Origin of the sequence: Geobacillus sp. YHL, assembly GCF_022341265.1 — a bacterium.
In the GTDB taxonomy this organism is placed as follows: domain Bacteria; phylum Bacillota; class Bacilli; order Bacillales; family Anoxybacillaceae; genus Geobacillus; species Geobacillus thermoleovorans.
The window spans coordinates 45,368-68,658 of sequence record NZ_JAEIGB010000002.1; the positions used below are offsets into that span (position 1 = coordinate 45,368).

Genomic DNA, 23,291 nt, shown 5'->3' on the forward strand with positions numbered 1-23,291 from the left:
ACGGTGAACGTGAAACGTTTGATTGCGCTGAACATCATTGTGCTCATTTTGCTTGTCGGCGGCGGCTTTGCCGCTTACTACTATGTGAATGAAGTGACGAATTACATTAAAACGGACAACGCCCGCATCGACGGCCAGGTCATCTCGGTTGCGGCGCCGCTGTCCGGAAAACTGACATCCTGGCGGGGCGACACGGGAAAAACGTTCTCAGCCGGGGAAGAAATCGGTGAGGTGTTTGACGGCAAAACAACGATTCCGGTGACAGTGCCTCATCGGATGACGATCGTGCAGCAAAACGCGGTCAAAGACTCGTTTGTCGCCGCGGGGACTCCGCTTGCCCGCGGGTTTGATTTGAACGATTTGTGGGTGACGGCGAATATTGAAGAAACGGATATTGAAGACGTGAAAATCGGGCAAGACGTCGATATTTATGTCGATGCGTATCCGGATCGCAAATTCAGCGGCAAAGTCGAAAAAATCGGCAACGCGACAGCGAATACGTTCAGCCTGCTGCCAAGTTCCAATGCGACCGGCAACTACACGAAAGTGACCCAAGTCATCCCGGTGACGATTTCCATTGACAACTACAGCGGAGCCGGACTTGTGCCGGGCATGAACGTCACCGTCCGCATCCATAAGTAGGTGATGGAAGATGACAGCATTTGTCATTGGTTATATTGTGTTTGCCGTTTTGGTCTTGGCGGCGGTCAACATCGCGCTGCGCCGCCGCAAACCGGCTTCAGCCGCAGGGAAGGCGGCAGATGAAGCGGCGGAAGCCAACGCTCAACCGTTAGCGGAAACGAAAGCAGAGCCGTCGACAGGAACGGATGGGCGTCCGGCCGCTCCGGCCGGTCAAGGCGGCCTTGGGGATATCGGCAGCCGCGGCAAGGTTGTGGCGACGGTCATGCTGGGCGCGTTTGTCGCCATTTTGAATCAAACGTTGATCAACGTCGCCTTGCCGCATATGATGCAAGATTTCAACGTGGAAACGTCGACGATTCAATGGCTCGTGACCGGCTATATGCTCGTCAACGGGGTGCTTATCCCGATCAGCCCGTTTTTAATCGCCAAGTTTCCAGCGAAACGGTTGTTTTTATCGGGCATGTCGTTTTTCGCCATCGGCGCGTTTGTCTGCTCGATCGCTCCGTCGTTTGCCGTCATGCTCACGGGGCGGTTGACACAAGCGGTCGGGGCCGGCATTATTATGCAGCTGATGATGGTCATTATGTTGTCGATTTTCCCGCCGGAACGCCGCGGGGTGGCCATGGGAACGGTCGGAATCGCCATGATGTTTGCGCCGGCGGTCGGGCCGACGCTGTCTGGCTGGATCGTTGAACATTATACATGGCGGCTGTTGTTTTACGTCGTGTTGCCGATCGCGATTTTAGACATTGTGCTCGCCTCCGTCTGGCTGAAACATACGCCGCGTAAAGGCAATCCAGTGCTGGACGTGCAAGGGGCGGTCTACTCTACGATCGGGTTTGGCGGCGTTCTGTATGGCTTCAGCGAGGCCGGAAGCAAAGGATGGGGCGAGACGGAAGTGGTTGTTTCGCTTGTCATCGGCGCCTTGTTCCTCATCATGTTCACATGGCGTTCGCTGCGCTCGGAGCATCCGGTGCTCAATTTCCGTGTGTTCCGCTACCCAGTGTTTACGTTGGCGACCGTCATCGGTTCGGTCATTAACATGGCGATGTTTGCCGCCATGGTCTTGCTTCCGGTGTATTTGCAAAACTTGCGCGGCTTTACGCCGCTCGATGCCGGTTTGCTGTTGCTACCGGGAGCGATTGTCATGGCGATCATGTCGCCGATTTCCGGCTGGGTGTTTGACCGCATCGGCGCGCGGGCGCTGGCGATCGTCGGCTTGATCATCACCGCGGTCACGACGTGGGAATTCAGCAAGCTGACGATGGATACGCCATACAGCCAGTTGATTTGGCTTTACATTTTCCGCATGTTCGGCATGTCGATGCTCGGAATGCCGATTATGACGGAAGGATTGAACGCCTTGCCGCGCCATTTGTACAGCCACGGCACGGCGATGTCCAATACGATCCGCCAAGTGGCCGCTTCGCTCGGAACGGCGTTCTTGGTGACGATCATGTCCAACCGGGCCAAATTCCATGCGGACATGTACCGAAATGAGATGACGGAAAACAATCCGTTTTTCATGAGCCTTGTCGGCCAGCTGAAGCAGGCGATTCCGAGCGATGAAGTGGTGGTGCAGCTGCTGTATGGGCTCGTGCAGCAGAGATCGACTGTCGAAGGGATTAACGACGCCTTTTTCGTCGCCACCGGCTTGACGGTATTGGCGTTAATGATGGCGTTTTTCTTAAAGGGAAAAAAGCATAAATCGCCATCAGCGTAAACAAAGGAAGCGGCGCACACGGCCGCTTCTTTTTTGTTTTGAGCCATGGAAAAGAGACGAAAACGGGCGGCCGGCTGCGAATCGTATAATCGTGACGAAGAGACAGGGGGGAACATTGTGGAGGCGCAAAGCAGGCAGCAAATGAGACAAACAAGACGAAGACGGTGTTGGCTGCAGGCGCTCGTTGTCGCCGCCTTGGCTTTGGCCGCCGTTGTTGCTGCGCTCGAGTGGGCGATTGATCGACAAAACATTGCCGCCTTGGAAACACCGTTGCCGGCAGCGACAATCATTTATGATGAACACGGCCGCATCGCGAGTAAGCTCGCGGCGGCAAACATCGAAGAAGTGCCGATCGACAGGGTGCCCAACTATTTTCTTGAGGCCATCGTCGCGACGGAAGACCGCCGCTTTTACGAGCATGATGGCGTCGATTATTATGGGCTTTTGCGCGCGATGTGGCGCAACATTCGCGCCGGGGCGTGGGTCGAGGGCGGCAGCACGATCACTCAACAGCTGGCGAAAAACGTCTTTTTAACGAATGAAAAAACGTTGACACGCAAATGGAAGGAATGGTTGATCGCACAAAAAATTGAGCGCACGTACAGCAAACAAGAAATTTTAGAAATGTACATCAATCGCATTTATTTCGGTGCGGGGGCGTGGGGGGTGGCCAGCGCGGCGAAAACGTACTTTGGCAAAGACGTTTCTGAGTTGACGCTAAGCGAATCCGCCATGTTGGCTGGTCTCATCAAAGCACCGTCCGCTTTATCGCCGGTCCGTCATTACGATAAGGCGGTCGCCCGGCGCAATGTCGTCTTGTCGCTCATGAAAGAACAAGGCTATATCGATGATCAAGAGTGGATCGCCGCGAAAAACGAGCACATTGCCATTCAACAGGAACCAAAACGCGACCCGTATGTCGGAAAATATCCGTACTACGTCGATGAACTAATCCACGAAGCGATTGCACAATACGGCCTGACGCAAAGCGATGTCCTTTCCGGGGGGCTCCGCATTTACACGGAGCTTGACCCGAACATGCAACAAGCGCTTGAAGCCGTGTATGCGAATGATTCGCTGTTTCCATCAAGCCCGGACGGTGTGCCTGTCCAAAGCGGAGCAGTGCTGCTCGACCCGAAAACGGGCGGGGTGAAGGCGCTTGTCGGCGGCCGCGGCCGCCATGTGTTCCGCGGTTTCAATCGCGCCACAGAGCTCAGGCGTCAACCGGGGTCAACGCTCAAGCCGCTCGCCGTGTACACGCCGGCGCTCGAACAAGGGTACGGGCCGTTTTCGCTGCTCAAAGACGAGCCGCTTAATCTCGGCGGCTACCGCCCGCAAAACTACGACCACACGCACCGCGGCACGGTGACGATGTATGAGGCGATCATCCATTCGCTCAATGTGCCGGCCGTCTGGCTGTTAAACGAAATCGGCCTTGACAAAGGGATGGAGGCGCTGCACCGGTTTGGTTTGCCGTTGGAAAAAGAGGACCGCCAGCTCGGCATCGCGCTCGGCGGCATGTCCCGCGGCGTCTCGCCGCTCGAGATGGCGGAAGCGTACGCCGTATTCGCCAATGACGGCGTCCGTTTGGACGGCCATCTCATTACAAAAATCGTTGATGCTTACGGCCGCAAGGTAGCGGAGTGGAAGCCGCGGCGAACGGTTGTCACGTCCAAGAAAGTGGCGCAGCAAATGACGTTTTTGCTCGAAGGCGTCATCCGCGAAGGGACCGGGAAGCGCGCTGCCATCCCGGGGCGGGAGCTTGCGGGCAAAACCGGGTCGACCGAAATGACGATCCCCGGCATCGACGGGGTGAAAGACCAATGGATGGTCGGCTATACGCCGCAGCTGGTCGGTGCGCTTTGGCTCGGCTATGACCGGCCGGATCGCACGCATTATTTGACGACGACAAGCGGGGAAACAGCGGCGGTCATTTTCCGCCACATCATGGAGAAGGCGCTGGCCGGCCAGCCAGCTGCTCGTTTTTCACTGCCGCTCGTCAAACAAGAGGAACGAGAGCGCAAAAAGCGCGGGCAACGCGCGCCTGAATCCGCGCCGCCAAAGGTGAAGGAAACGAAGGAAAAACCGCGCCCGCCCGGTCATGAAAAAGGAAAAAACAAAAAAGAGAAAAAAGAAAAAAAGCATGGAAAAAGGCATGGCGGCAAGCATGAATAAGCTGTTGCCAAAGGCGTTCTTATCCCCTGTTTAGGCGCATATATATAAAGACAAGCCGCGCGAAAAAGGGGGGAGCGCCATGGCGCATTTCGGATCGAAAGGATGGCTTGTCGCCGAGTTGAAAAAGGCAGGCATCGCCCGTCATCCGGTCGGGCGGAAAAAAATCGAAACGTACAAGGCGACGGAGCTGTACGGGCTGTACCGAAAATATGTGCAAAAGACGCGCTAGGCCGGACAAAAAGGATCCGGCTTCTTTTTTTCGGGCAAAATAACAAAGGAAAGGAGGGAGGCGCACCGGTCGTTTGGCCGGGAAAGGAACGAACGCCGAACGGAATGAAGAAAAAACGGTTTACTGTAGCCGAAGGTGAAACGATTGCCGCCTGTTTAGAGCGGATGAAACAAGAAGGATACCGCCCTATCCGACGCGTTGAGCAGCCGATTTTCCGCGAAGTGAAAACAAACGGCGAAACGACAGTTGAGCCGTGCGGGCGCATCATCGAATTTGAGGCGGTGCGCGACGAGCCGTAGCCAGGGGCGTCCTTAGCCGGCCGCCATGGCTTGCGTTTCGCTTTCGGCTTGCACCATCGTTGCCGACTTTCCATGCCGACAGCAAAAGGAGGGGAGTCTCACAAAGGCAGTCAGCCCCCTCCTTATCGCTGCATTATGCGTATTCACTCCGGTAAAAACCCTTTTGTCTTGCGCCTCGGCCAACGGTCTTTTAGGGCCAGCTCCTTCAGCTGTGCGGCCATTCGCGCGTTTTTTTCGCTTCCCGATGGTCGCCGGTCGGGTTGCCGCTTGACGCTTCGTAACCGACTTGGTACACGTAGTGTTTCGGGGCATGGATGACATTGTCCATCCGGTATTGATCCAAGTCGTCTTGAAATTGCCGTTTGCTTTCTTGGTCGCTCATGTTTGCGGCCTCCTTGTCGATATAGTCTGGGCGCATTTATAGGGTGTACGATTTGGCCCCGCTTTATCAAAAGCCATGGATCGTCATGCCGCCGTCAACAAACAGCGTTTGGCCGGTAATGTAGCTGGCCGCATCGGAGGCGAGGAACACAGCCGGGCCGACGAGCTCAGGCAACTCGCCAATCCGCTTGAGCGGCGTGACGGCCAAAATGTCGTTCACATACGCTTCGTCCTCAAGCAGCGTTTTGGTGAGCGGCGTTCGGAAATACCACGGGCCGATCGCGTTGACGCGTATGCCGTAGCGCCCCCACTCAAACGCCAGCACTTTCGTCATTTGGATGAGCGCCGCTTTCGTTGCCGCGTACACAACCCCGGTGCGCAAGGCGACATGGCCGGCGACGGAAGCGATGTTGATGATGTTTCCGCCTTGCTTTTGTTCTTTCATGACGCGACCGGCTTCTTGTGAGACGAGAAACGCCGACTTTAAGTTGGTGTTCATAATCGTTTCCCACTCATGATCCGTCACATCCAAAGCCGGCGTGCGGATGTTCATGCCAGCGTTGTTGACCACGATATCCAGCGAGCCGGTTTGTTGTTTGATGTCGGCGACCGCGTCGTGCACGGCTTGTCGGTCGGTGACATCAAGCGGGTATATGTACGCATTTCGGCCGAGCTGTTCGATATGGCTTGCCGTTTCTTGCAAATCAGCTTCCGTGCGGGCGATGAGCGCTACATCGGCTCCGGCTTCCGCAAACCCGATCGCGATCGCCCGGCCGATGCCGCGTCCGGCTCCGGTCACAAGCGCCGTTTTTCCGTCCAAACGGAATGAAGGCAAAAACATAAGAGTCTCTCCTTTCGAACATGATCATTCGGCTTGTTAGCGGGGGTCCGCATAGTTTCACTATAGCACGGTTGCCCGCCGCCGCCAACGATTTGAGGCGTCGGCCATAGCGGCAAATGGCGAATGGGACGTTGCAGCCGGTTGTCCGGGTCGCTACAATAAAGAAGGGGAAAAATATAAAGAGAAGGAGATGACGCCATGATTCATCACACATGGGCGACCCGGCCGACGATCAAAAAAGTAAAGTGCGTTCACACGAACGCGGAAAAGTACATGGTCAGCAATGTATTGACGCCGGGCAAGTTATATGAAGTAAAAAACGAAACCGACGAGTTTTATTTTGTCATTGACAACAGCGGAAAAGTCGGCGGGTTTTACAAAGATTATTTTGAGGAAGTCAAATGATCGCGCCAATCACCAAGAAAAAACGGATGTCCAAAACAGGGCATCCGTTTTTTCGTTCAGCCGACGGCGCTTTGTTCCGCCGTCGGCGGCCGCAACCGGCTTGCCGGCAGCGTGATCGTCAACGTCGTCCCTTTTTGTACGGCGCTTTCGATCGTCCACGTTCCTCCCATTTGTTCGATGATTTTGACGGCGACCATCGCACCAAGCCCAGTGCCTTTTTCTTTTGTGCTGAAGTATGGCTCGCCGAAGCGGCGCACTTGTTCTTTCGTCATGCCAACGCCGTTGTCGGAAATGGTGATGACGACTGATGCCCCCCGGTTCTCGGCCGCAACATGGAGCGTGCCGCCGTTCGGCATCGCCTCAATGCTGTTTTTCAACAAGTTGAGAAAACACTGTTGGAAATATTGTACGTTTCCGATGACGACACCATGTTCGAGGGAAGAGGATACATGGATCGAATGCATATGCGCCATTGGCGTAATCATTTGCAGCACTTTCTGAAGCTGGGTGGCGACATCAATCGGCTCGGTCTCTTTTGGCGCCGGTTTGGCAAACGTCAAATAGTCGCGGATGATGGCTTCCGCCCGCTCGAGTTCCTCTAAGGCGATGCGAATGTACCGCTCTTCGGTTTCGCGCGGCAGCCGACCAGTTTGCAGCAGCTGGATGAATCCTTTGACGACGGTGAGCGGGTTGCGGATTTCATGGGAAATGCTGGCTGCCATTTGGCTGACGATCTGCATTTTTTCCATCTTCATCAGCTCTGCCCGAGCGAGCTGCGCCTCATGAAGCGTCTCCATCAAATAGACAGCGAACATCATGACGAATGGCGGCATTATAATGAAATACGCGATATACGGCCTCGTTACCGGAAAATCAGCAATCATCACGGCGACAAATGTCGTCAGCACCGCGAGCAAAAACGTCAGCCAAAGCGACATAACGAGCTTGCTCGGCCGCGGCAGCTTGCGAAACAGCGGCGAGGCGGCCGCCGCTATGGCAAACATGATGGCGTAAACGATCAACGTGAGCGGCTGAAATCCGTACAAAACGGTGCGTGCCAGCATCAAGACAACAAACAGCACCGCCCCGACCGCGCCGCCGCCATACAATGTCCCAAGCAAAAACGGAATTTGCCGGAAATCATGGACGCACAGCGGATCCATGTAAATCGGAAATTTCATGCACAAAACGGCCGCCAACGCCAAGCAAGCGCCAAGCAGCGCCTGGCCATAGAGCGGGCGCTGCCGGATCGCTCGACTATGGTCATAAATAAACGAAAAGGCAAAGATCGTGACTAAAATATAAAATAAGTTGTTCAGGACGTGCTGGTTAATGTATAAACCCGCCATACGAAAAATCTCCTAACTGAATGGACCTTATCACCTTCCATTATAGCGAAAAGAGATTGAAAGAAAAATATGCATTGGCTATGTCCGATCTTTCGGCAGCCAAACCGCCAAGACGCCAAAGAGCGGCAGCACGCTGCAAAGCCCCATTCATGTGCCGAGCGACGACAAGTCGGCGATTTTGCCGAGCACGACCGCACCAAGCGCCCCCATGCCAAACGCCAGGCCGACGATGAGTCCGGACGCCAGGCCGACATGGTTCGGAAGCAGCCGGTTGCATGACAGATGATGTCATGTTCAAGGCAAAGGCGACCCAGCCGATTTGCGCATACGACAGCTCCATTGTCGAGCGCAAAATCGGAAAGAGCGCCGGGATGACCGCTTGCATCGCATCGTTCAAAAAGTGGCCGAGGCTGATGGCGAACAAAATCGGGTAGACGGTCATTCTTGCGGCGCTCGTTCGCTCTGTATGGGTGTTCATCGTTCTCCCCCGTTCAAAATATATCTAATATTCCTAATTATACTTGATCTTATTATATTTTCAATCACCGGCCCGGTAATTCAACTTTTCTTTTCCGGATGCCCCGATCGCGAGCTTGACGCTCACGGACAGCGTGTTGTTGCCGAGCGGGATGAGGCCATTGGACTGATGTTGTTTCCAAATATCCGGCCGCTGGCGATACAGCTGCTCCGACAGATTCAATATATCGATCTGCTGCTTCTTGCCAAGTTCATACAAGCGGCGGATCTCCTGCTTCACCGTTTGTTCCGCCAGTTTGGTCAGTTGTTTTCGCGAGAGCGGTTTGCGCAGTTCGATGATGGCGCCTTGCGCCTGCACTTGGACAGTAAACGCAGGCTCTCCACTCTTCACTTTGATCGACCATTTCGTTTTCGGGTCCCGGACGACAAGAGAGGCGACCGTTTTCCCTTTTTGTTTGACATAAATCGGGGTGCGGCGAATGTCGTGTTCGAGCCAGCGAAGTCCCTCTAGATCGGAACGGCGGACACATTGCTGCAGGCTGTAATGGTGGACAAAACACACGCCGGAAACAGCGAGCATCGGTTTCGGCTTTTTATTTTCGATCCAGCGCCGGCGGTCGAGCGTTAAATACGGAAGCCTTGCCGTATCGGCTTTTTCATCCATATCGACAATCAGCCGGCTGAGCCGGATCGGGCGGATAAACGAACTTTGTTGAAAGATTTCTTCCGGATTGGACAACAGCGAATAATACGAGGAAGCGTTTAACAGCGGCGTCGCTTCAAACAGCTCGGACAGCGGCTCATCGGTGGCGTACACCCATGCTGTATGGCGAATTTCGTTGTAACGGTTCAGCACGTCGATCACATCGGCTACGATGCCTTTTTGCAAGGCCCGTTTCGTAAAGACAATGCTTTTTACATGGCCCCATGACACCCTTTGTTGAATGGAAGGGTAGATTTTGTCGGTCGCGATATTAAACGTTTCGCCAGCGGCTTTGCCGACGGAAATCGCCGCTTTTTCTCTGCCGCCCCCCGCTTCGACTTTGGCAAGGGCGGTGAAATCGATCAATTGCACGTAGGCGATTACTTGGCCATCTTTGTAGTCGATCCCGATTGAATGAATGTAGACAACGTGATCGATGTTGCGTGTGTCCCAGCAACCGCCAAGCAGCATGATAGAGGCGATGATGGGAATGACTCGCTTCCTCATTTTCGTTCCCTCTCTTTTGCAATGAGATCATTTGGACGGACAATGCGGTCGCGCGTGCGGAACTGCTTCCATGTGCTCGGGATAAACACTTTCCCGATATCTTTGGACGGCGGCGCCAGCGGCATCAAGTACGGAATGCCGCAGGTGCGTAAGTTGACTGCATAAGTCAAGATGAAAAACAGCGACAGAATGAAGCCAAACAGGCCAAGAACGGTGGAGGCCGTCAGGACAATAAAGCGCAGCAAGGTGACACTTCCGGCCATGTTTTGATTGACGAGCGTGAATGTCGAGATGACGGAAATGGCGGCAATGACGAGTGTGGCCGGGGCGGCGAGCCCGGCGTTGATCGCCGCCTGGCCGATGATTAAGCCGCCGACGACGGACAGCGTCTGCCCGATGGCGATTGGCAGCCGCATCCCGGCTTCCTTAAACACCTCAAACAAAATCATCATCACAAACATCTCCAGCGGCACCGGAAGCGGCACTCCTTGGCGCGACAAAATGAGCGTCGCCAGCAAGGTGAACGGAAGCTGGTCCGGATGGAACGAAGTCAAGGCGACCCAGGCGCCCGGCAAATAAATGGCGACCGAAGTGCCGACGAGCCGGAGCAGGCGCTGAAACACGACAAACAAGAAAAGCGTGTTGTTGTCTTCCGACGTGTTCAGCAAAAACGTTAAATTGCCCGGTCCGATCAAGGCGGTCGGCGCCCCGTCCACCAAGATGATAAAACGGCCGTTAAGGAGCGAATTGACGGCAAAATCGGGCCGCCCGGTGTAGCCGAACATCGGGAACAAAGAAAAACGGGTGTCGGACAACCACTCTTCAATTTGGTTGGTGCTTGTCACCGAGTCGATGTACAAACTGAGCAGACGGCTTCTCACCTCATCGATGATGGCCGTGTTGGCAATATCATCGACATAGAGGAGCCCGACTTTTGTCTGGCTGCGTGTGCCGATGACAAACGGTTCGTAGACGAGCCGGTGTGAGCGCAGCCGCTTGCGAATGAGGGCGACATTTTTGCTGATTTCTTCAATAAATCCATCTTTGGGTCCACGAATCGATACTTCCGTGTTCGGCTCTTCCGGATCGCGGCTGGGCGGGCTGGCGAGCGGCATCGTGTACAAGACATCGGCTTCATGGAAATAAATGAGCAAATCGCCGCTAAACAGCCTGAAGTTGAGATCATCGATCCGCACTTCTTTTCCCATATACTCAAGCGCCGCCGGTTTGCGGGCCTCGATGTCAGCAGCCGTAAAGCACGGATGCTGTTCGCACAGTTCACGGAACATCGGATAGACGGCTTTTTGCAGCATTTGTGCATCGCACAGTTCCTCGCAATAGATAAACAGCAAGTGCACGACAGCCGCCGAGCCGTCAAAAGAGGTTGGAATCGCGGCTTCCGTCATGATGACATCCGGGCATTTGGCGTACATCGTGCGCAACGCCTCTTCGGAGATGATGACGGTCTCGAGCCCTGTGTAATCGTCTTTCAACCGCTTGCCTTCGGCGGCGCGCATCGGTCGTTTCATCATGTCATCCCTCTTTTCTTTTTTCGGTATGCCAACAAAGCGAAACCACTTAACACAACGGACAGCGCAAGACTAAACAGCAGCGATGCCGGCAGCACCCCATGTTTGACAAAATGCAAAAACTGTTCATCGCTGACCGGCGCCAGCGCCGCCAATGTGATCGCCAAGTAGAGGACAATGAGCACCCAACGGCGGGTTTGCGGATGGCGGATCGGAAACAATTCCACAATCAGCGCTGTCGATAAGGAGATGCGGATAAAGGCGCCGGACAGCCATTGATAGACCGACAGAAAGTCCACATGCTCAATGTACGTCCCTAAACTGACCATCCGCCATTGCTCAAATGCCGGATAGCGAAGGCGCGTCGCCTGCTCGGGGCCAAACTCGGTGATGGCGCCAATCGTCGGCCCGATGCTCAGCCCGGCGGTGAAGAAGGCAATCGCGGCAAGCGCCTTCCATGAAAACGGGCGAGGCAGGCGATGGGAGAGAAACAATAGAACGATCACTTCCACATATCCCGCTCCGGCGTACATCATGCCGTTGAGCACAGGTCCAACACCATGTTCAAGCGTTGGTCTGAGCAGTGAATAATCTTTATGCGGTGTGGTCGAGAGCATCACGAAAAAACCAAACACGATGACGAATGGGCAAATGATCATGGAAGTGTTGGCAATCGAGTCGATGCCTTGGTACGAGTTATAAAAACAAACGGCCACGATGACCAAAATCAGCGCCCATCTCGGCGTCGCCGGCAAATAAGAGGTGGTGGTGAACGTGACCGTATCGTTTAACGTGACAAAACTATGAAGAAGCAAGAATGCGCTGCTGACACCGGCCACCGCATAAGCAGCCGCGCTCGAAAATCGGGCCTTGAGCCAGTCAAACAGCCGCTCCCCGTTCAGCTGCTTGGCGATGAAATAAAGAAGCGGGAGCCAAACGAGCAAACCTGCCAACGCTCCCAAGGCGGCGATCCACGCATCGCGGTGGGCGGCCTCAAGCATAAAGGGGATGATGATGACATGATTCATCAGCCCGACTGACAGCATGACCATGAATAACAATTGCAGGGCGCTAAGCGGCTGTCCGTTCATCATGGATCCCTTTCTTTCCATGCAATCTCTAGAACGATAGTGTTTCCAGTCTAGGGGAATTTATCCGCGCAAACGGCAACCCAACAGCGAAACTTCTCAGGCGGCAGGGGGCACAATACAGGGAAGAAAGGGCGAACATCAACGGCATGCAAGGGGGGCGCAGCATGAAATGGCTTCATTTGACGATCGGCGTGAAGATTTCCAGCTGCCGCCCCACCCGGTGTATGTCCCGGTGACGCTGATCCGCGATGGCCAGCTGTTGGCAGACGAATTAACGGAGCTTGGGAAAACAGAGCAATGGCTGGCCGCCAAACTGCAAAAACAAGGAATTGCCTCGCCAAAAGACGTGTTGATCGCCGAGTGGCTCGAAGGAGATGGGCTGTTTGTTCAGACGTATCAGCCCGCCGAGCGGCAACGGTCAACTCGGCGGCCGACGGCGTCGGAATGAGAGGAAGAAAGAATCCAGGGATGGATTCTTTCTTTATTTTGGAAAAAACTCTTGCCTTTCTTCTGTTTTATGTGTACTATTAGTTATAGTACGGTTGTGACAATGAGAGGAGGAGGGGAGATGTTTGAGCTTGATATCCGCAGTCGCCAGCCGATTTACGAACAACTGATTGACAAAATGAAAGAAATGATCGTTCGCGAACTATGGCAGCCGCACGATCAGCTGCCATCGGTCAGGACGATGGCGAAACAGCTGATGGTGAATCCGAACACGATTCAAAAAGCGTACCGCGAACTGGAACGCGACGGCTGGATTTATTCGATTCCAGGGAAAGGCAGCTTCGTTGCCCCGCGCTCGAAAGAACCAAACATCGAGGCGATCGCTGCGGTCCGTGAGCAGTTTGTCCGCCTTGTCAAGGAAGCACGGTTTTTAGGGGTGACAAATGAGCAGTTATGGCAATGGGTTCGAGAAGGAGAGAAAGAGGGGGAGAATCGTGATTCAACTTGTGGACGTGACGAAAATGTTTGATCGATTTGCCGCTGTCAAGGGCGCGAACATGATGGTGCCAAAAGGATCGATTTACGGGCTGCTCGGCCCGAACGGCGCCGGGAAAACGACGCTGCTCAAGATGATGGCCGGCATTCTCCGCCAAGATCGCGGAACGATTACAGTGGACGGGGAGGATGTGTGGGAAAATGTCCGGGTGAAGCAACGCCTTTTGTTTTTGCCGGACTTTGTCTACTTTTTTCCGCACGCGACAATTCGGCAAATGGCGGATTTTTACGAGCAACTGTACCCTTCGTTCAGCCGCGGACGGTTTCTGGAATTGCAGTCCGTCTTTGCGCTTGATCCAAACAAAAAGATTCAGCAGTTTTCCAAAGGCATGCAGCGCCAAGCGGCGTTTTGGCTCGCCTTTTCCGTCCAGCCGGATGTGCTCATTATGGATGAGCCGCTTGATGGGCTCGATGCATTCGTCCGCCGTCATGTGAAGCAGCTGCTCATAGAAGAAGTGGCCGAACGGGAGATGACGGTCGTCATTTCGTCGCACAATTTGCGCGAGCTCGAAGATTTATGCGACATCGTCGGATTGATGGCGCAAGGGACCGTACGGATGGAGCGTGATTTAAACGAGCTGCGCGCCGGGATGCATAAAATTCAAGTCGCGTTTCGCGGCGGATTTCCGAGCGAGTTGGCCGAACGCCTTGACATCGTGCATCGCGAGGAGCGCGGCAGCATCGTTCTTCTTGTCGTCCGCGGCGAGAAACGATCCATCGAAGAGACGGTGAGTTCGTTTGCTCCGCTCATTCTCGACATCTTGCCGCTGTCGTTGGAAGAAATTTTTATGTACGAAATGGGGGATGTTGTCGATGTCCGCGAAACGGTTGTCGGCTAACCGCGCCATGTGGACGCAAAATGTTCGCCAAATCGGCTGGATTGTCATCATTCATCTGCTGTTATGGCTGGCGGCGATCGTATTGCCGATTGGGCTTTCGTACTCGCAATATGATCCAAAAGTCGGAAATGTGCCGCAATGGAAGAACGTGTACTATATATCCAACGGGTTCGAGACGCTGATTGCTTGGCTTGTCCCGATCTTGGCGGCGGCCGGTGTGCTTCGCTACATGCACGAGAAACGGTCGGCTGATTTCATCCATAGCTTGCCCATTCGCCGCACCGAACTGCTTGTCGGGCAAGTGCTATTTGGCTGGATGCTTTTGATTGTGCCGCTTGCCGTGACCGCGTTGGCCGCCATTGGATGCCTGTATGGGCTCGATCTTCGGTGGCCGATTGGGGCGGCGGATGTAGGGCGCTGGTTCGGTGAGACGCTGGTGATGGAAACGGTTATTTTTGCTTTTAGCATCGTTATTGGGGTGCTTGTCGGCCAATCGGTGCTTCACATTGTGTTGACAAACATTTTTCTCGTTTTTCCGGCCGGCATCATGGTCCTTATGTTTAGCAACTTGTCGCTATTATTATACGGATTTCCGGATATGTACTATTTATCAAGCGAACTGGAACAGTGGGTGATGCCGATTCGTTATGCGATGCTGACGGATCAAGCGATGAGTGCGGGAGAAATCGGGATGTTGCTGCTGTTGTCGCTTCTATTTTTCAGTTTGTCCATCTGGCTGTACGAGCGGCGGCCGACGGAAGCGGCCGGGCAGGCGCTCGCCTTTTCAGTGCTTCGCCCGCTGTTTGTGTATGGAGTGGCATTTTGTTCTTGGCTTGTTGGTGGTTTCTATTTCGGAAACGTGGAAAGCAAGTGGAACTGGACGATATTCGGCTATATCAGCTTTTCCTTGATCGGGTATGCCATTGCCCAGATGGTGATTGCGAAAACGTGGCGCGTCTTTCACCGTTGGAAAGGATATATCGCGTTTGCGGGAGCGATGGGGGTCATCTGCCTGCTTGTTCATTTCGATCCCCTCGGTTATGAACAGCGCGTGCCGGCGCTGGCGGACATCAAACAAGTATATTTCGGCCAATCGGCCATGAATTTTGCACATCCTGAAATGATAGGACGCTCATTTGAAGAGGTTGACCAGTTTTTGCGCAGCCAAGAAAACATCAAGGCTGTAAGGGCGTTCCATGAGCAGCTTGTGCACGATCAGCCGTCGCCGCCTCGGTTTGCCAACATCCGGACAGTTGTGATCGGCTATGTGCTAAAAGACGGCACGCGCCTCCTCCGCCGCTACGTAGTGCCGATTGAACCGTACATGCCGTATTTTCAGCGCATCATGGGTTCAAACGAATATAAGCAGCAATATTATTTGCTCCTTCGCCCGAGCTATTCTCCGATCCGCCAAGTGACGATCCGCAATGTCGAAACGGGGCGTCCGGTGGTCGTGCTGGCCGATCCGAAGGAGATCGAGTCGTTTGTCCAGGCGCTCAAACAAGATTTGTGGAATGAGCCGGTGGAGGACATCATCGGCGGGGGGAGCACATGGCAGGGGAATATTGAATTGCTGCAAAGCGACGGCGATTCGTTTACCGTTCCCTTGTCTTCACACAGCACCCATGTTCGCGAGTGGTTGCAACAACAGCATCATTGGGAGCAAATACAGAAAAGGTAACGCCCGATGAAGAGAAAAGGTGTCCCGTTGCTTTTGGGGCACCTTCCTCTTTTTTCCATCGGCTGTTGATCAAGACGTTTTGTTTTTTCGTTTCCACATCCAAACGTTCAATAGATCGAGCAACAGCAAAAAAATGAACAAGGATAAAATAAATAGTTCCGGCATTTCCATTGCCCGAAAGGGATTCAGCACGATATGCAACGATTGATGCAAGGTCATCCCCATCAACTGATCCATGCTTACTGTCGTTCCTATGGCGAGCAAGGCAAACATCAGCCAAACAACAATTAGTTTCATGGCGTTCCACCTGCTGTTTTTCTTTAGTTTTTGCTATTGATTCAAAACCGATGCACGGGCGTATACCCTCCCGATTTCGTGTCCATAATGAGGGATAAAAAGGAAGCGGAGTGAGGAGGAAAAACATGCTGTTTCAATGGGGAATGGGCCGACAAAAAAAGCAGATCAATGACAGGGTGAAACAAGAAGGACCGGACCATAGCGGCGAGGCAACGGACGTCCCGCAAGAGCCGATGTCAGCTGAATTAGCCGTCAACCTTGACATCATCCGCCAAACGACTGGACAAAGCAGCGATGTTGCCATCCGCCGGTTTTCGCTTGGCCAAGAGAAGCAAATCAATGCAGCCATCGTCTTTGTGGATGGTCTTGTTGACGAAAAACATGTGTACGAGTTTTTGCTGACGCCGTTGCTGGAGGCGTCATTTCCACTGTCATTAACAGAAAAAGAATCGTTTCCGTGGATCGAACAAAAGTTGGCCGCGGTGGGCGGTGTGAAGCATGTCGTCGATTGGGAACACCTGTTTTTGGAGCTGTTTTCCGGAGAGACCATCATCTTGTTGGATGGGGTGCCGTCCGCTGTCAGCGCCAGCACCAAAGGCGGCCAATATCGTGCAATCGAGGAGCCACAGACGCAAATCGCCGTCCGCGGGCCGCGCGAGGGATTTACGGAGTCGTTGCGCGCAAACACCGCGATGATCCGCCGCCGCATTAAAAATCCCAATCTTTGGCTGGAAACGATGCAAATCGGCACCGTGACGCAAACGGATGTCGCGATCATGTACATCAAAGGCATTGCCAATGACGAGGTTATCGAGGAAGTGAGAGCGCGCCTGCGCCGCATTGATACGGACAGCGTGCTTGAGTCCGGTTATATTGAACAGTTAATCGAAGATCAAACGTTTACGACATTTCCGACGATCTACCATACCGAGCGTCCCGACGTGGTGGCGGCGAATTTGCTGGAGGGGCGGATTGCGATTTTGATTCAGGGGACGCCGTTTATCCTGATTGTGCCGGCTTTGTTTATCCAATTTTTTCAAGCGGTAGAGGATTATTATGCCCGTTTTGATATTGCGACCGCTCTTCGTTTTTTACGCGTGTTGATTTTTTTTCTCTCGCTCGTCGCGCCCTCTATTTATATTGCTGCGATGACGTTTCATCAAGAAATGATCCCAACTCAGCTTGTCATCGCCATTGCCGCCCAGCGTGAGGCTGTGCCGTTTCCCGCTTTTGTCGAGGCATTGATCATGGAAGTGACATTTGAGATTTTGCGCGAAGCGGGGATTCGGCTGCCGCGTGCGGTCGGGCAAGCGGTGTCGATTGTCGGGGCGCTTGTCATCGGTGAGGTGGCGATCGCTGCCGGTTTTGTTTCATCGGCCATGGTTATCGTTGTCTCGCTCACCGCGATTGCCAGCTTTGCAACGCCGTCGTTTGCCATCGCCATCTCAGCACGCCTCATCCGCTTTGGGTTGATGTTTTTAGCGGCGATGTTCGGGTTTTATGGCATTATAATGGGTCTGCTGATCATGATTCTCCATTTATGCAGCTTGCGTTCATTTGGCATGCCATACATGTCGCCGCTTGCTCCATTTATTTCAACCAATGTAGGCGATACCCTGTTTCGGATTCCGACATGGATGTACCGCGAGCGGCCGCGCCTGATTAACCAGAAAAATATCATTCGCCAATCGGGGGATCAGAAACCGAAGCCTCCGGCACCAACACGCCGGGAAAAGGAGGATGGATCATGAAACGATCTATCGCCATGTTTGTGTCCTTTTTTGTTTGTGCGGTGTTGCTGGCTGGCTGTTGGAGTAAAAAAGAGTTAACCGATTTGGCCGTTGTCATTGCCGTCGGCCTCGATAAAACAAAAGACGGCAGATATTTGGCCTCGTTTCAAGTCGTCAACCCGGGCAACGTTGCGGGGGCGCTCCAACGAGGAGGAGGGGCGGGCGGCGTGCCCGTTTCCATTTATACGTCAACCGGAGACACGTTGATCGAGGCAAGCCGGAAAGCCTCGAAAAAGCTGTCGCGCATCCTGTATTACGCTCATACCAACTTGGTGGTCATCAGCGAGGAAGTGGCGCGCGAAGGGTTGAATGGGGTATTCGATGCGATGGAACGGAGCCACCAGTTTCGGACGACAGCGCGGCTGGTTATTGCTCATGGCCACTCGGCGAAAGAGGTGTTAAGCGTATTAACACCGATTGACAAAATTTCCGCCAATCAAATTACTAAGACGTTGGAGTTTTCCGAGATGTCCTGGGGGCAGACAATCAACACTGATGTCTGGTGGGCGATTCGTGGTTTGACATCTTCAGGAAGAAATACAGTCGTGACAGGTGTTGTCATTGAAGGAAACCCACAGCGGGGCAAACGGCAAACAAACGTTCAATCCTCTGTGCCAGATGCTCGCATCAGCTTGGGCGGACTGGCGTTATTTAAAAAAGACCGTCTTGTTCGCTGGGTAAACGGCTCAACGGAACGAGGCGTGCTTTGGGTGTTGGATCGAATCAAACAAACGAATATTACGATCCCCTGGAAAGGAAAAAAAGAAGCGATTGGTTATCGAACGATGGGAGTGACAACGGGGTTAAAAGTGGAATTGAAAAACGGCCATCCTTCCATTTTGGTTCATATCCAAACAGAAGGGGATATCAGTGAGACGTACGTCCCGATCAATTTGGCTGATTACCGATTATTGTTTCAATTGGAAAAGGCGATTGGTCGGGAAATTGAACGGGAAGTGAGACAGGCGATTGAAACGGCCCAGCATGAAAAAACGGATGTTTTTGGTTTTGGCGAGGCGGTGCATCGCGCCCACCCCCGCCTGTGGAAAAGAATCAAAAAAGAGTGGGATGACCGCTATTTCCCTCATCTTCCGGTGACAGTGAAAGTAGAGGCTTACATTCGGCGCACAGGATTGCGGAATACGCCATATATCAAATAAGCGTTTTCGGCTCAAAAACTTGGATACGGTGGAGTGAGGAGCGATGGAGCAAGATGGAACATAGTAAAATCAATATGCGCCAGCTGTTTGTCCTGATCATATTGTTTGAGCATGGCAGTGCGATGGTCATTCCGCTCGGCGTCAGCGCCAAGCAAGATGTGTGGATCGCCATTTTGCTCGGTCTGGTTCTTGGGCTGTTGCTGATTTTGGTTTATGAGCGTTTGTTTCATTATTATCCCGATCAGCCGCTGACTTCCTATGTGACACATATCGTCGGCAAGCCGCTCGGCAAGGTGTTGGCAGTTCTCTATATTACCTATTTTTTCTATATCGCCGCCCGTGTGTTGCGTGACTTTGGCGAATTGTTGCTCACGTTTGCCTATCCGGAAACGCCGCTGTTTGTTTTGAATGTCCTTATGGCCATGACGGTCATGTACAGCGCCTATAAAGGCATTGAAGTATTGGCACGCACCGGCGAACTGCTTTATACGTTGTTGCAAATACTGGCGGTTGTCGGATTCATCTTGGTCATTGCTTCCGGGCTTGTTGATCTCACCCAGCTCCAACCGGTGTTAGAGGAAGGGTGGAAACGGGTGTGGAAAACGGTGTTCACGGAAACGTTGTACGTGCCGTTTGGCGAAATGATCGTGTTTACCATGCTGTTTCCATACTTGAATCGTCCGGAAAAAGCGCGGCGGGCCGCCGTTGCCGGGATGGTGTTGACCGGGATCAACCTGGCGATCATTATGGCCGTTAATACGGCCGTCTTAGGAGCTGATGCGGTGTCACGTTCATCGTTTCCGTTGCTCGATACGATCCGCCGCATTCAAGTCGCTCACTTTTTAGAGCGGCTTGATGTCTTTTTTATGGTCGCTCTAGTGATCGGGGGGTTTTTCAAAGTCTCCATCTTTTTTTATGCCGGCGTCGTGGGGGTGGCTCATGTATTCGGGTTTTCGAATCACCAGCGGCTTGTTTATCCGTTTGGAGCGCTTGTCTTATTGTGGTCCGTGGCGATGGCAAGCAACTATGTGGAGCATATTCATGAAGGATTAAAGATTGTCACGCTCTATCTGCACATCCCGATGCAAATCATCATTCCGGTGCTCTTGCTTGTGATTGCGGCGATTCGCCGGCGGTTTGGACAATCAGCAAAATAAGAAAAACGGACTAGAAGATTTCTGCGCCAGCGAGCAGGAAAATCAACAAAAGACCGCGAATACCAACAATAATCTGTTCCCAATGGGAACAATGGGCGAAATGTGGTGCTGAACATGCAACCCGAAGGCGGGGTGGAAACAACCCGGCGCCGATGCGCGTTTTTGTTTCGGGAAGCCGGTGTCAGCTGAAGGCTATTGATTTTGATTATAACGAAAAAGGGTTGAACGATGGTGAAGGCGAAAGTACAGGCGATCGATCAGCTAGACGCGGAACAGTTGGGCAGCGGCATGGTGATGACCGACCATCAACTTTTGATTGTTGCGGTCAGCGAGCTGACGCCAAGATGGCTCGGATTTGCCAAACATGAATTAGTCGGGCAGCCGGTCGGCGTTCTGTTTTCAGCCGAGTGGTCGGCTGCGTTGTTAGATGGCATCGCCGAGGCGGTAAAAAAGGACGGATGTTGGCAAGGAGAAGCGCGCCATGTGGCGAAAAGCGGGAAAGCATACATGAGCTGGATGAACGTCTATCGGTTGTCAGGCAGCGAGGGAGAATGGCTCGTTTGGCATTTTGTTGAACAAACCGCTATGCCTCCGGCTGATCGACCGACGCCGTCTGAGTTGCTCGGGGTCATTTACGATTCCGCCCCGTTTGCGGTTGTTCCGGTGGCGGCGGACGGAACCGTGCAAGATTGGGGGCTTAGTGCAGAGCGGCTGTTTGGGCGTCGAAAAGAAGAGGCGGTCGGCCGCCCGATATGGTCGCTCTTTCGTTGCGGCAGCCAAACATGGCTTCCGTTTCCTCCCAAAGAGCAGCGATGCGGCGAAGGGATGGTGCAGCGCCGGGACGGCACGTCCGCAAATGTCGCCTATACGGTCATTCCCGTGCTTCAGGGGGACGGATATATCGTCCTTGTCGAAGATGAGACGAAGCAAAAGCAGAAAGAGGCGGAGCGGCGGCGCCAAATCGAGCTGGCGAAAAAAATTCAGCACAACTTGCTGACGCCGCTCATTCAAAACGAGGCGGTGACGATGGATGCCGTCTATATTCCATCCGATGATTTGTCAGGCGATATTTACGCTTGCTATCAAATCGACCTGTACCGCTACGGGGTGATCGTCATCGACGTGATGGGCCACGGCATTTCGTCGGCCTTGGTGAGCATGTTGCTCCGCTCGCTTTTGCGCGGGTTGATCGTGCGCGTCATTGACCCGGTCTCGGTGGCGAGCGAGCTGGAGAAGCATGTGCAAACGTTGTTTCCTGATGAGGCCAACGACATCCGCCACCTATTTTCCATGATTTATTTAGTGATTGACACGAAAGAGCGGAAAATTGAATATACCAACGCCGGCCATCCGGCTGGGCTGCTCGTTTTGGACGACGGAAGCGTCCGTGAGTTGGACAAAGGCGGTTTGGCGATCGGCAGCCCGTTTTCCTTGCCGTTTGAAAAAGAGGTGATTCATTACGACAAGCGGGCCCGCCTCCTTTTGTATACAGACGGCATTTTAGAGGAGATCGACCCGTCGATTTTGCAAAGCATTGAAAAAATTCGCTTATGTACGCAAATGTGCCGCCATTTGCCGGATAAACGCTTCCTCGAACGTTTAATCAGCCAAGGTCCGCCGCTTGTCAGCCCTTCGGACGACATTTGCTTATTGTCCATCACGGTTCATGGATAGGCGGGACGCTTGGTGGTGTGTGAATGGATCGTGCGCTGCCGGGCGGACGAGGAAGCGGTTTTGGTTTGCCATCTTCTTGCAGAGCAGGCTGCTTCATTGTTTGCGGTCCGTGATGCGGAATTGTTTGTGTTGGCGGTGCATGAAGCGGTCGTCAATGCCGTTAAAGCTGTTCAACGGGCGGGGATGGAGGCGGGGACGATTTCGCTCTCCTTTTTTGTCACAAGCGCTGATGTGGCCGTGGCGGTTGAGGATGAGGGCGGCGGCGTTCCGGCGGACGTGATCGAGCAGCTCGATCAAATGACGCTCTCTGATGTATTGCTCGCCGAATCGGGACGAGGGTTGCTATTCATCCGAGAAATTATGGATGACGTTATGTGGGTTGAGCAAAAGGGCGGCCGTCGGATGCTTGTCATGAAAATGAGTCGGAATGCAACATAACTGGCTTTGGTGCAATGATGCACCCATGTGATCGTAACGAATGCGGGTGGTGGCCGAGGGCAGGGCATGGCTGGTCAACGATAGGGGGATACAATGAAACAGCATCGGTTGTCGTTTGAATTGGAAATGGTTGTAGAACGCGCATACGAATGCATCAAGCTAACTGGACGGCTCGCCTATGATACGCAGCTCGCGGCGGAACAAAAGCTGGCGACGGCGGTGGCTGCTGTCAAGCGCTGCCTTGTCGTTGTCGACGTGAGCGGCCTTCGATTTTTGGACAGTACTGGATTAGCGCTCCTTGTCCGCTTTTTTAAGCAAATCGTCAGCGAAAGCCGCGCCATGGCCATCGTCGTCCGGGATAACGCCGCTATAGAAAAGATTTTGCTGATGGCCAAGCTCGACCGGCTGTTGCCGATCGTTGGCGATGAACAACAGCTGTTGTCCCTTGCACCGCCAAGCTCTTTCGACCATATTAGCCAGGAGGCGCTTTATTCGGCATGGCGTCAGCGTTCGTCATAGACATGGCTCTCATGCCGAATCAACTGGAAGATTTCACATTTCGCTGGCCCAAAAGCGTGTCGTCTATTTTTCCGACTGCTGAAGGCAAGCCTGTGGCTTGCCTTCGTCGCGCCAAGGTGTGACGGAAGACTGAATAACCCCCTGCTTCACAGACCCATGCATGGGTCTGGAAGCGGTGTTGTTCAGTCACCCGCCAGTCGGGCATCTCGATCGAAACGACTGAACAGACCAGTTGTTCCCCTATTGCCGCCGATGGCCCCCGAGCGATGAGACATTCGTTCGGGGGTTTTGTTCCTCTTGGCCGGGAGCATCTCCGCTTCTGCAAATGCATTCTCATTGTCAAATAAATATTTCGGGTTTAGAATAAAATTATACACAACGAT

The 23,291-nt window shown here is 53.5% G+C and carries 23 protein-coding genes and 1 pseudogene; 16 read left to right on the forward strand and 8 right to left on the reverse strand.

What is annotated here, in order from left to right:
- Positions 1-3 precede the first annotated feature (3 nt).
- From JCR24_RS02670 to JCR24_RS02690, 5 genes are all read left to right on the forward strand, one after another.
- Positions 4-642, forward strand: a complete 639-nt coding sequence (locus JCR24_RS02670) for an HlyD family secretion protein (protein WP_238980026.1) — start codon at positions 4-6, stop codon at positions 640-642.
- 10 nt (positions 643-652) lie between these two features.
- Entirely contained in the window at positions 653-2,365 is a 1,713-nt protein-coding gene (locus tag JCR24_RS02675) for a DHA2 family efflux MFS transporter permease subunit (RefSeq protein ID WP_238980027.1), read from the forward strand.
- Between the two features lie 117 nt (positions 2,366-2,482).
- Entirely contained in the window at positions 2,483-4,540 is a 2,058-nt protein-coding gene (locus JCR24_RS02680; RefSeq protein WP_238980028.1) for a transglycosylase domain-containing protein, read from the forward strand.
- A 79-nt stretch (positions 4,541-4,619) separates the two neighbouring features.
- Complete coding sequence (locus JCR24_RS02685) at positions 4,620-4,769, forward strand: DUF2639 domain-containing protein (protein ID WP_071880193.1); 150 nt, start codon at positions 4,620-4,622, stop codon at positions 4,767-4,769.
- A gap of 104 nt (positions 4,770-4,873) precedes the next feature.
- Positions 4,874-5,068, forward strand: coding sequence for an NETI motif-containing protein (locus tag JCR24_RS02690; protein WP_063165988.1), 195 nt, complete (start codon positions 4,874-4,876; stop codon positions 5,066-5,068).
- Between the two features lie 205 nt (positions 5,069-5,273).
- Here JCR24_RS02690 and JCR24_RS02695 read toward each other — a convergent pair whose 3' ends face one another.
- Both JCR24_RS02695 and JCR24_RS02700 read right to left on the reverse strand, forming a co-directional pair.
- Positions 5,274-5,450, reverse strand: a complete 177-nt coding sequence (locus tag JCR24_RS02695; protein WP_168157883.1) for a hypothetical protein — start codon at positions 5,448-5,450, stop codon at positions 5,274-5,276.
- Positions 5,451-5,516: 66 nt separating this feature from the next.
- Positions 5,517-6,290 (reverse strand): SDR family NAD(P)-dependent oxidoreductase, encoded by a 774-nt coding sequence (locus JCR24_RS02700; RefSeq protein ID WP_020754836.1) that lies wholly within the window; start codon positions 6,288-6,290, stop codon positions 5,517-5,519.
- Positions 6,291-6,488: 198 nt separating this feature from the next.
- Here JCR24_RS02700 and JCR24_RS02705 point away from each other — a divergent pair, with 198 nt between their 5' ends.
- Positions 6,489-6,695, forward strand: coding sequence for a DUF6501 family protein (locus tag JCR24_RS02705; RefSeq protein WP_238980029.1), 207 nt, complete (start codon positions 6,489-6,491; stop codon positions 6,693-6,695).
- Positions 6,696-6,751: 56 nt separating this feature from the next.
- Here JCR24_RS02705 and JCR24_RS02710 read toward each other — a convergent pair whose 3' ends face one another.
- The 5 genes and pseudogenes from JCR24_RS02710 to JCR24_RS02730 form a co-directional block, all read right to left on the reverse strand.
- Positions 6,752-8,044 carry a sensor histidine kinase gene (locus JCR24_RS02710; RefSeq protein WP_238980030.1) on the reverse strand — a complete coding sequence of 431 codons (1,293 nt, stop codon included), beginning with the start codon at positions 8,042-8,044 and terminating at the stop codon, positions 6,752-6,754.
- A 268-nt stretch (positions 8,045-8,312) separates the two neighbouring features.
- Positions 8,313-8,522 (reverse strand): annotated as a pseudogene (locus JCR24_RS02715) (hypothetical protein); the annotation flags it as partial.
- 60 nt (positions 8,523-8,582) lie between these two features.
- Positions 8,583-9,731 (reverse strand): Ger(x)C family spore germination protein, encoded by a 1,149-nt coding sequence (locus JCR24_RS02720; protein ID WP_238980031.1) that lies wholly within the window; start codon positions 9,729-9,731, stop codon positions 8,583-8,585.
- The gene (locus tag JCR24_RS02725) at positions 9,728-11,260 is read right to left on the reverse strand and encodes a spore germination protein (protein ID WP_238980146.1); all 1,533 of its coding nucleotides are present in this window, start codon (positions 11,258-11,260) and stop codon (positions 9,728-9,730) included. The genes JCR24_RS02720 and JCR24_RS02725 overlap by 4 nt, the downstream gene beginning before the upstream one ends.
- Positions 11,260-12,351, reverse strand: a complete 1,092-nt coding sequence (locus JCR24_RS02730) for a GerAB/ArcD/ProY family transporter (protein ID WP_238980032.1) — start codon at positions 12,349-12,351, stop codon at positions 11,260-11,262. Before JCR24_RS02730 ends, JCR24_RS02725 begins: the two co-directional genes overlap by 1 nt.
- 169 nt (positions 12,352-12,520) lie before the next feature.
- Here JCR24_RS02730 and JCR24_RS02735 point away from each other — a divergent pair, with 169 nt between their 5' ends.
- The 4 genes from JCR24_RS02735 (at position 12,521) to JCR24_RS02750 (ending at position 15,873) form a co-directional block, all read left to right on the forward strand.
- Positions 12,521-12,799 carry a YetF domain-containing protein gene (locus tag JCR24_RS02735; RefSeq protein WP_238980033.1) on the forward strand — a complete coding sequence of 93 codons (279 nt, stop codon included), beginning with the start codon at positions 12,521-12,523 and terminating at the stop codon, positions 12,797-12,799.
- Positions 12,800-12,919: 120 nt separating this feature from the next.
- The gene (locus tag JCR24_RS02740) at positions 12,920-13,327 is read left to right on the forward strand and encodes a GntR family transcriptional regulator (protein WP_238980034.1); all 408 of its coding nucleotides are present in this window, start codon (positions 12,920-12,922) and stop codon (positions 13,325-13,327) included.
- Positions 13,293-14,192 (forward strand): ABC transporter ATP-binding protein, encoded by a 900-nt coding sequence (locus JCR24_RS02745; protein ID WP_238980035.1) that lies wholly within the window; start codon positions 13,293-13,295, stop codon positions 14,190-14,192. The genes JCR24_RS02740 and JCR24_RS02745 overlap by 35 nt, the downstream gene beginning before the upstream one ends.
- Positions 14,167-15,873 (forward strand): ABC transporter permease, encoded by a 1,707-nt coding sequence (locus tag JCR24_RS02750; protein WP_238980036.1) that lies wholly within the window; start codon positions 14,167-14,169, stop codon positions 15,871-15,873. Before JCR24_RS02745 ends, JCR24_RS02750 begins: the two co-directional genes overlap by 26 nt.
- 69 nt (positions 15,874-15,942) lie before the next feature.
- Here JCR24_RS02750 and JCR24_RS02755 read toward each other — a convergent pair whose 3' ends face one another.
- Positions 15,943-16,170: a YczF family membrane protein gene (locus JCR24_RS02755; protein WP_238980037.1), complete on the reverse strand. Its 228-nt coding sequence runs from the start codon at positions 16,168-16,170 to the stop codon at positions 15,943-15,945.
- A 125-nt stretch (positions 16,171-16,295) separates the two neighbouring features.
- On the opposite strand from JCR24_RS02755, the gene JCR24_RS02760 reads away from it, so the two are divergent.
- From JCR24_RS02760 to JCR24_RS02785, 6 genes are all read left to right on the forward strand, one after another.
- The gene (locus JCR24_RS02760) at positions 16,296-17,921 is read left to right on the forward strand and encodes a spore germination protein (RefSeq protein WP_238980038.1); all 1,626 of its coding nucleotides are present in this window, start codon (positions 16,296-16,298) and stop codon (positions 17,919-17,921) included.
- The gene (locus JCR24_RS02765; RefSeq protein ID WP_238980039.1) at positions 17,918-19,120 is read left to right on the forward strand and encodes a Ger(x)C family spore germination protein; all 1,203 of its coding nucleotides are present in this window, start codon (positions 17,918-17,920) and stop codon (positions 19,118-19,120) included. Before JCR24_RS02760 ends, JCR24_RS02765 begins: the two co-directional genes overlap by 4 nt.
- A gap of 53 nt (positions 19,121-19,173) precedes the next feature.
- The gene (locus JCR24_RS02770; RefSeq protein WP_238980040.1) at positions 19,174-20,277 is read left to right on the forward strand and encodes a GerAB/ArcD/ProY family transporter; all 1,104 of its coding nucleotides are present in this window, start codon (positions 19,174-19,176) and stop codon (positions 20,275-20,277) included.
- Positions 20,278-20,505: 228 nt separating this feature from the next.
- Positions 20,506-21,951, forward strand: a complete 1,446-nt coding sequence (locus JCR24_RS02775) for a SpoIIE family protein phosphatase (protein ID WP_238980041.1) — start codon at positions 20,506-20,508, stop codon at positions 21,949-21,951.
- Between the two features lie 12 nt (positions 21,952-21,963).
- Entirely contained in the window at positions 21,964-22,389 is a 426-nt protein-coding gene (locus tag JCR24_RS02780) for an ATP-binding protein (RefSeq protein WP_047818327.1), read from the forward strand.
- Between the two features lie 93 nt (positions 22,390-22,482).
- Positions 22,483-22,908 (forward strand): STAS domain-containing protein, encoded by a 426-nt coding sequence (locus JCR24_RS02785; RefSeq protein ID WP_013145392.1) that lies wholly within the window; start codon positions 22,483-22,485, stop codon positions 22,906-22,908.
- Positions 22,909-23,291 lie beyond the last annotated feature (383 nt).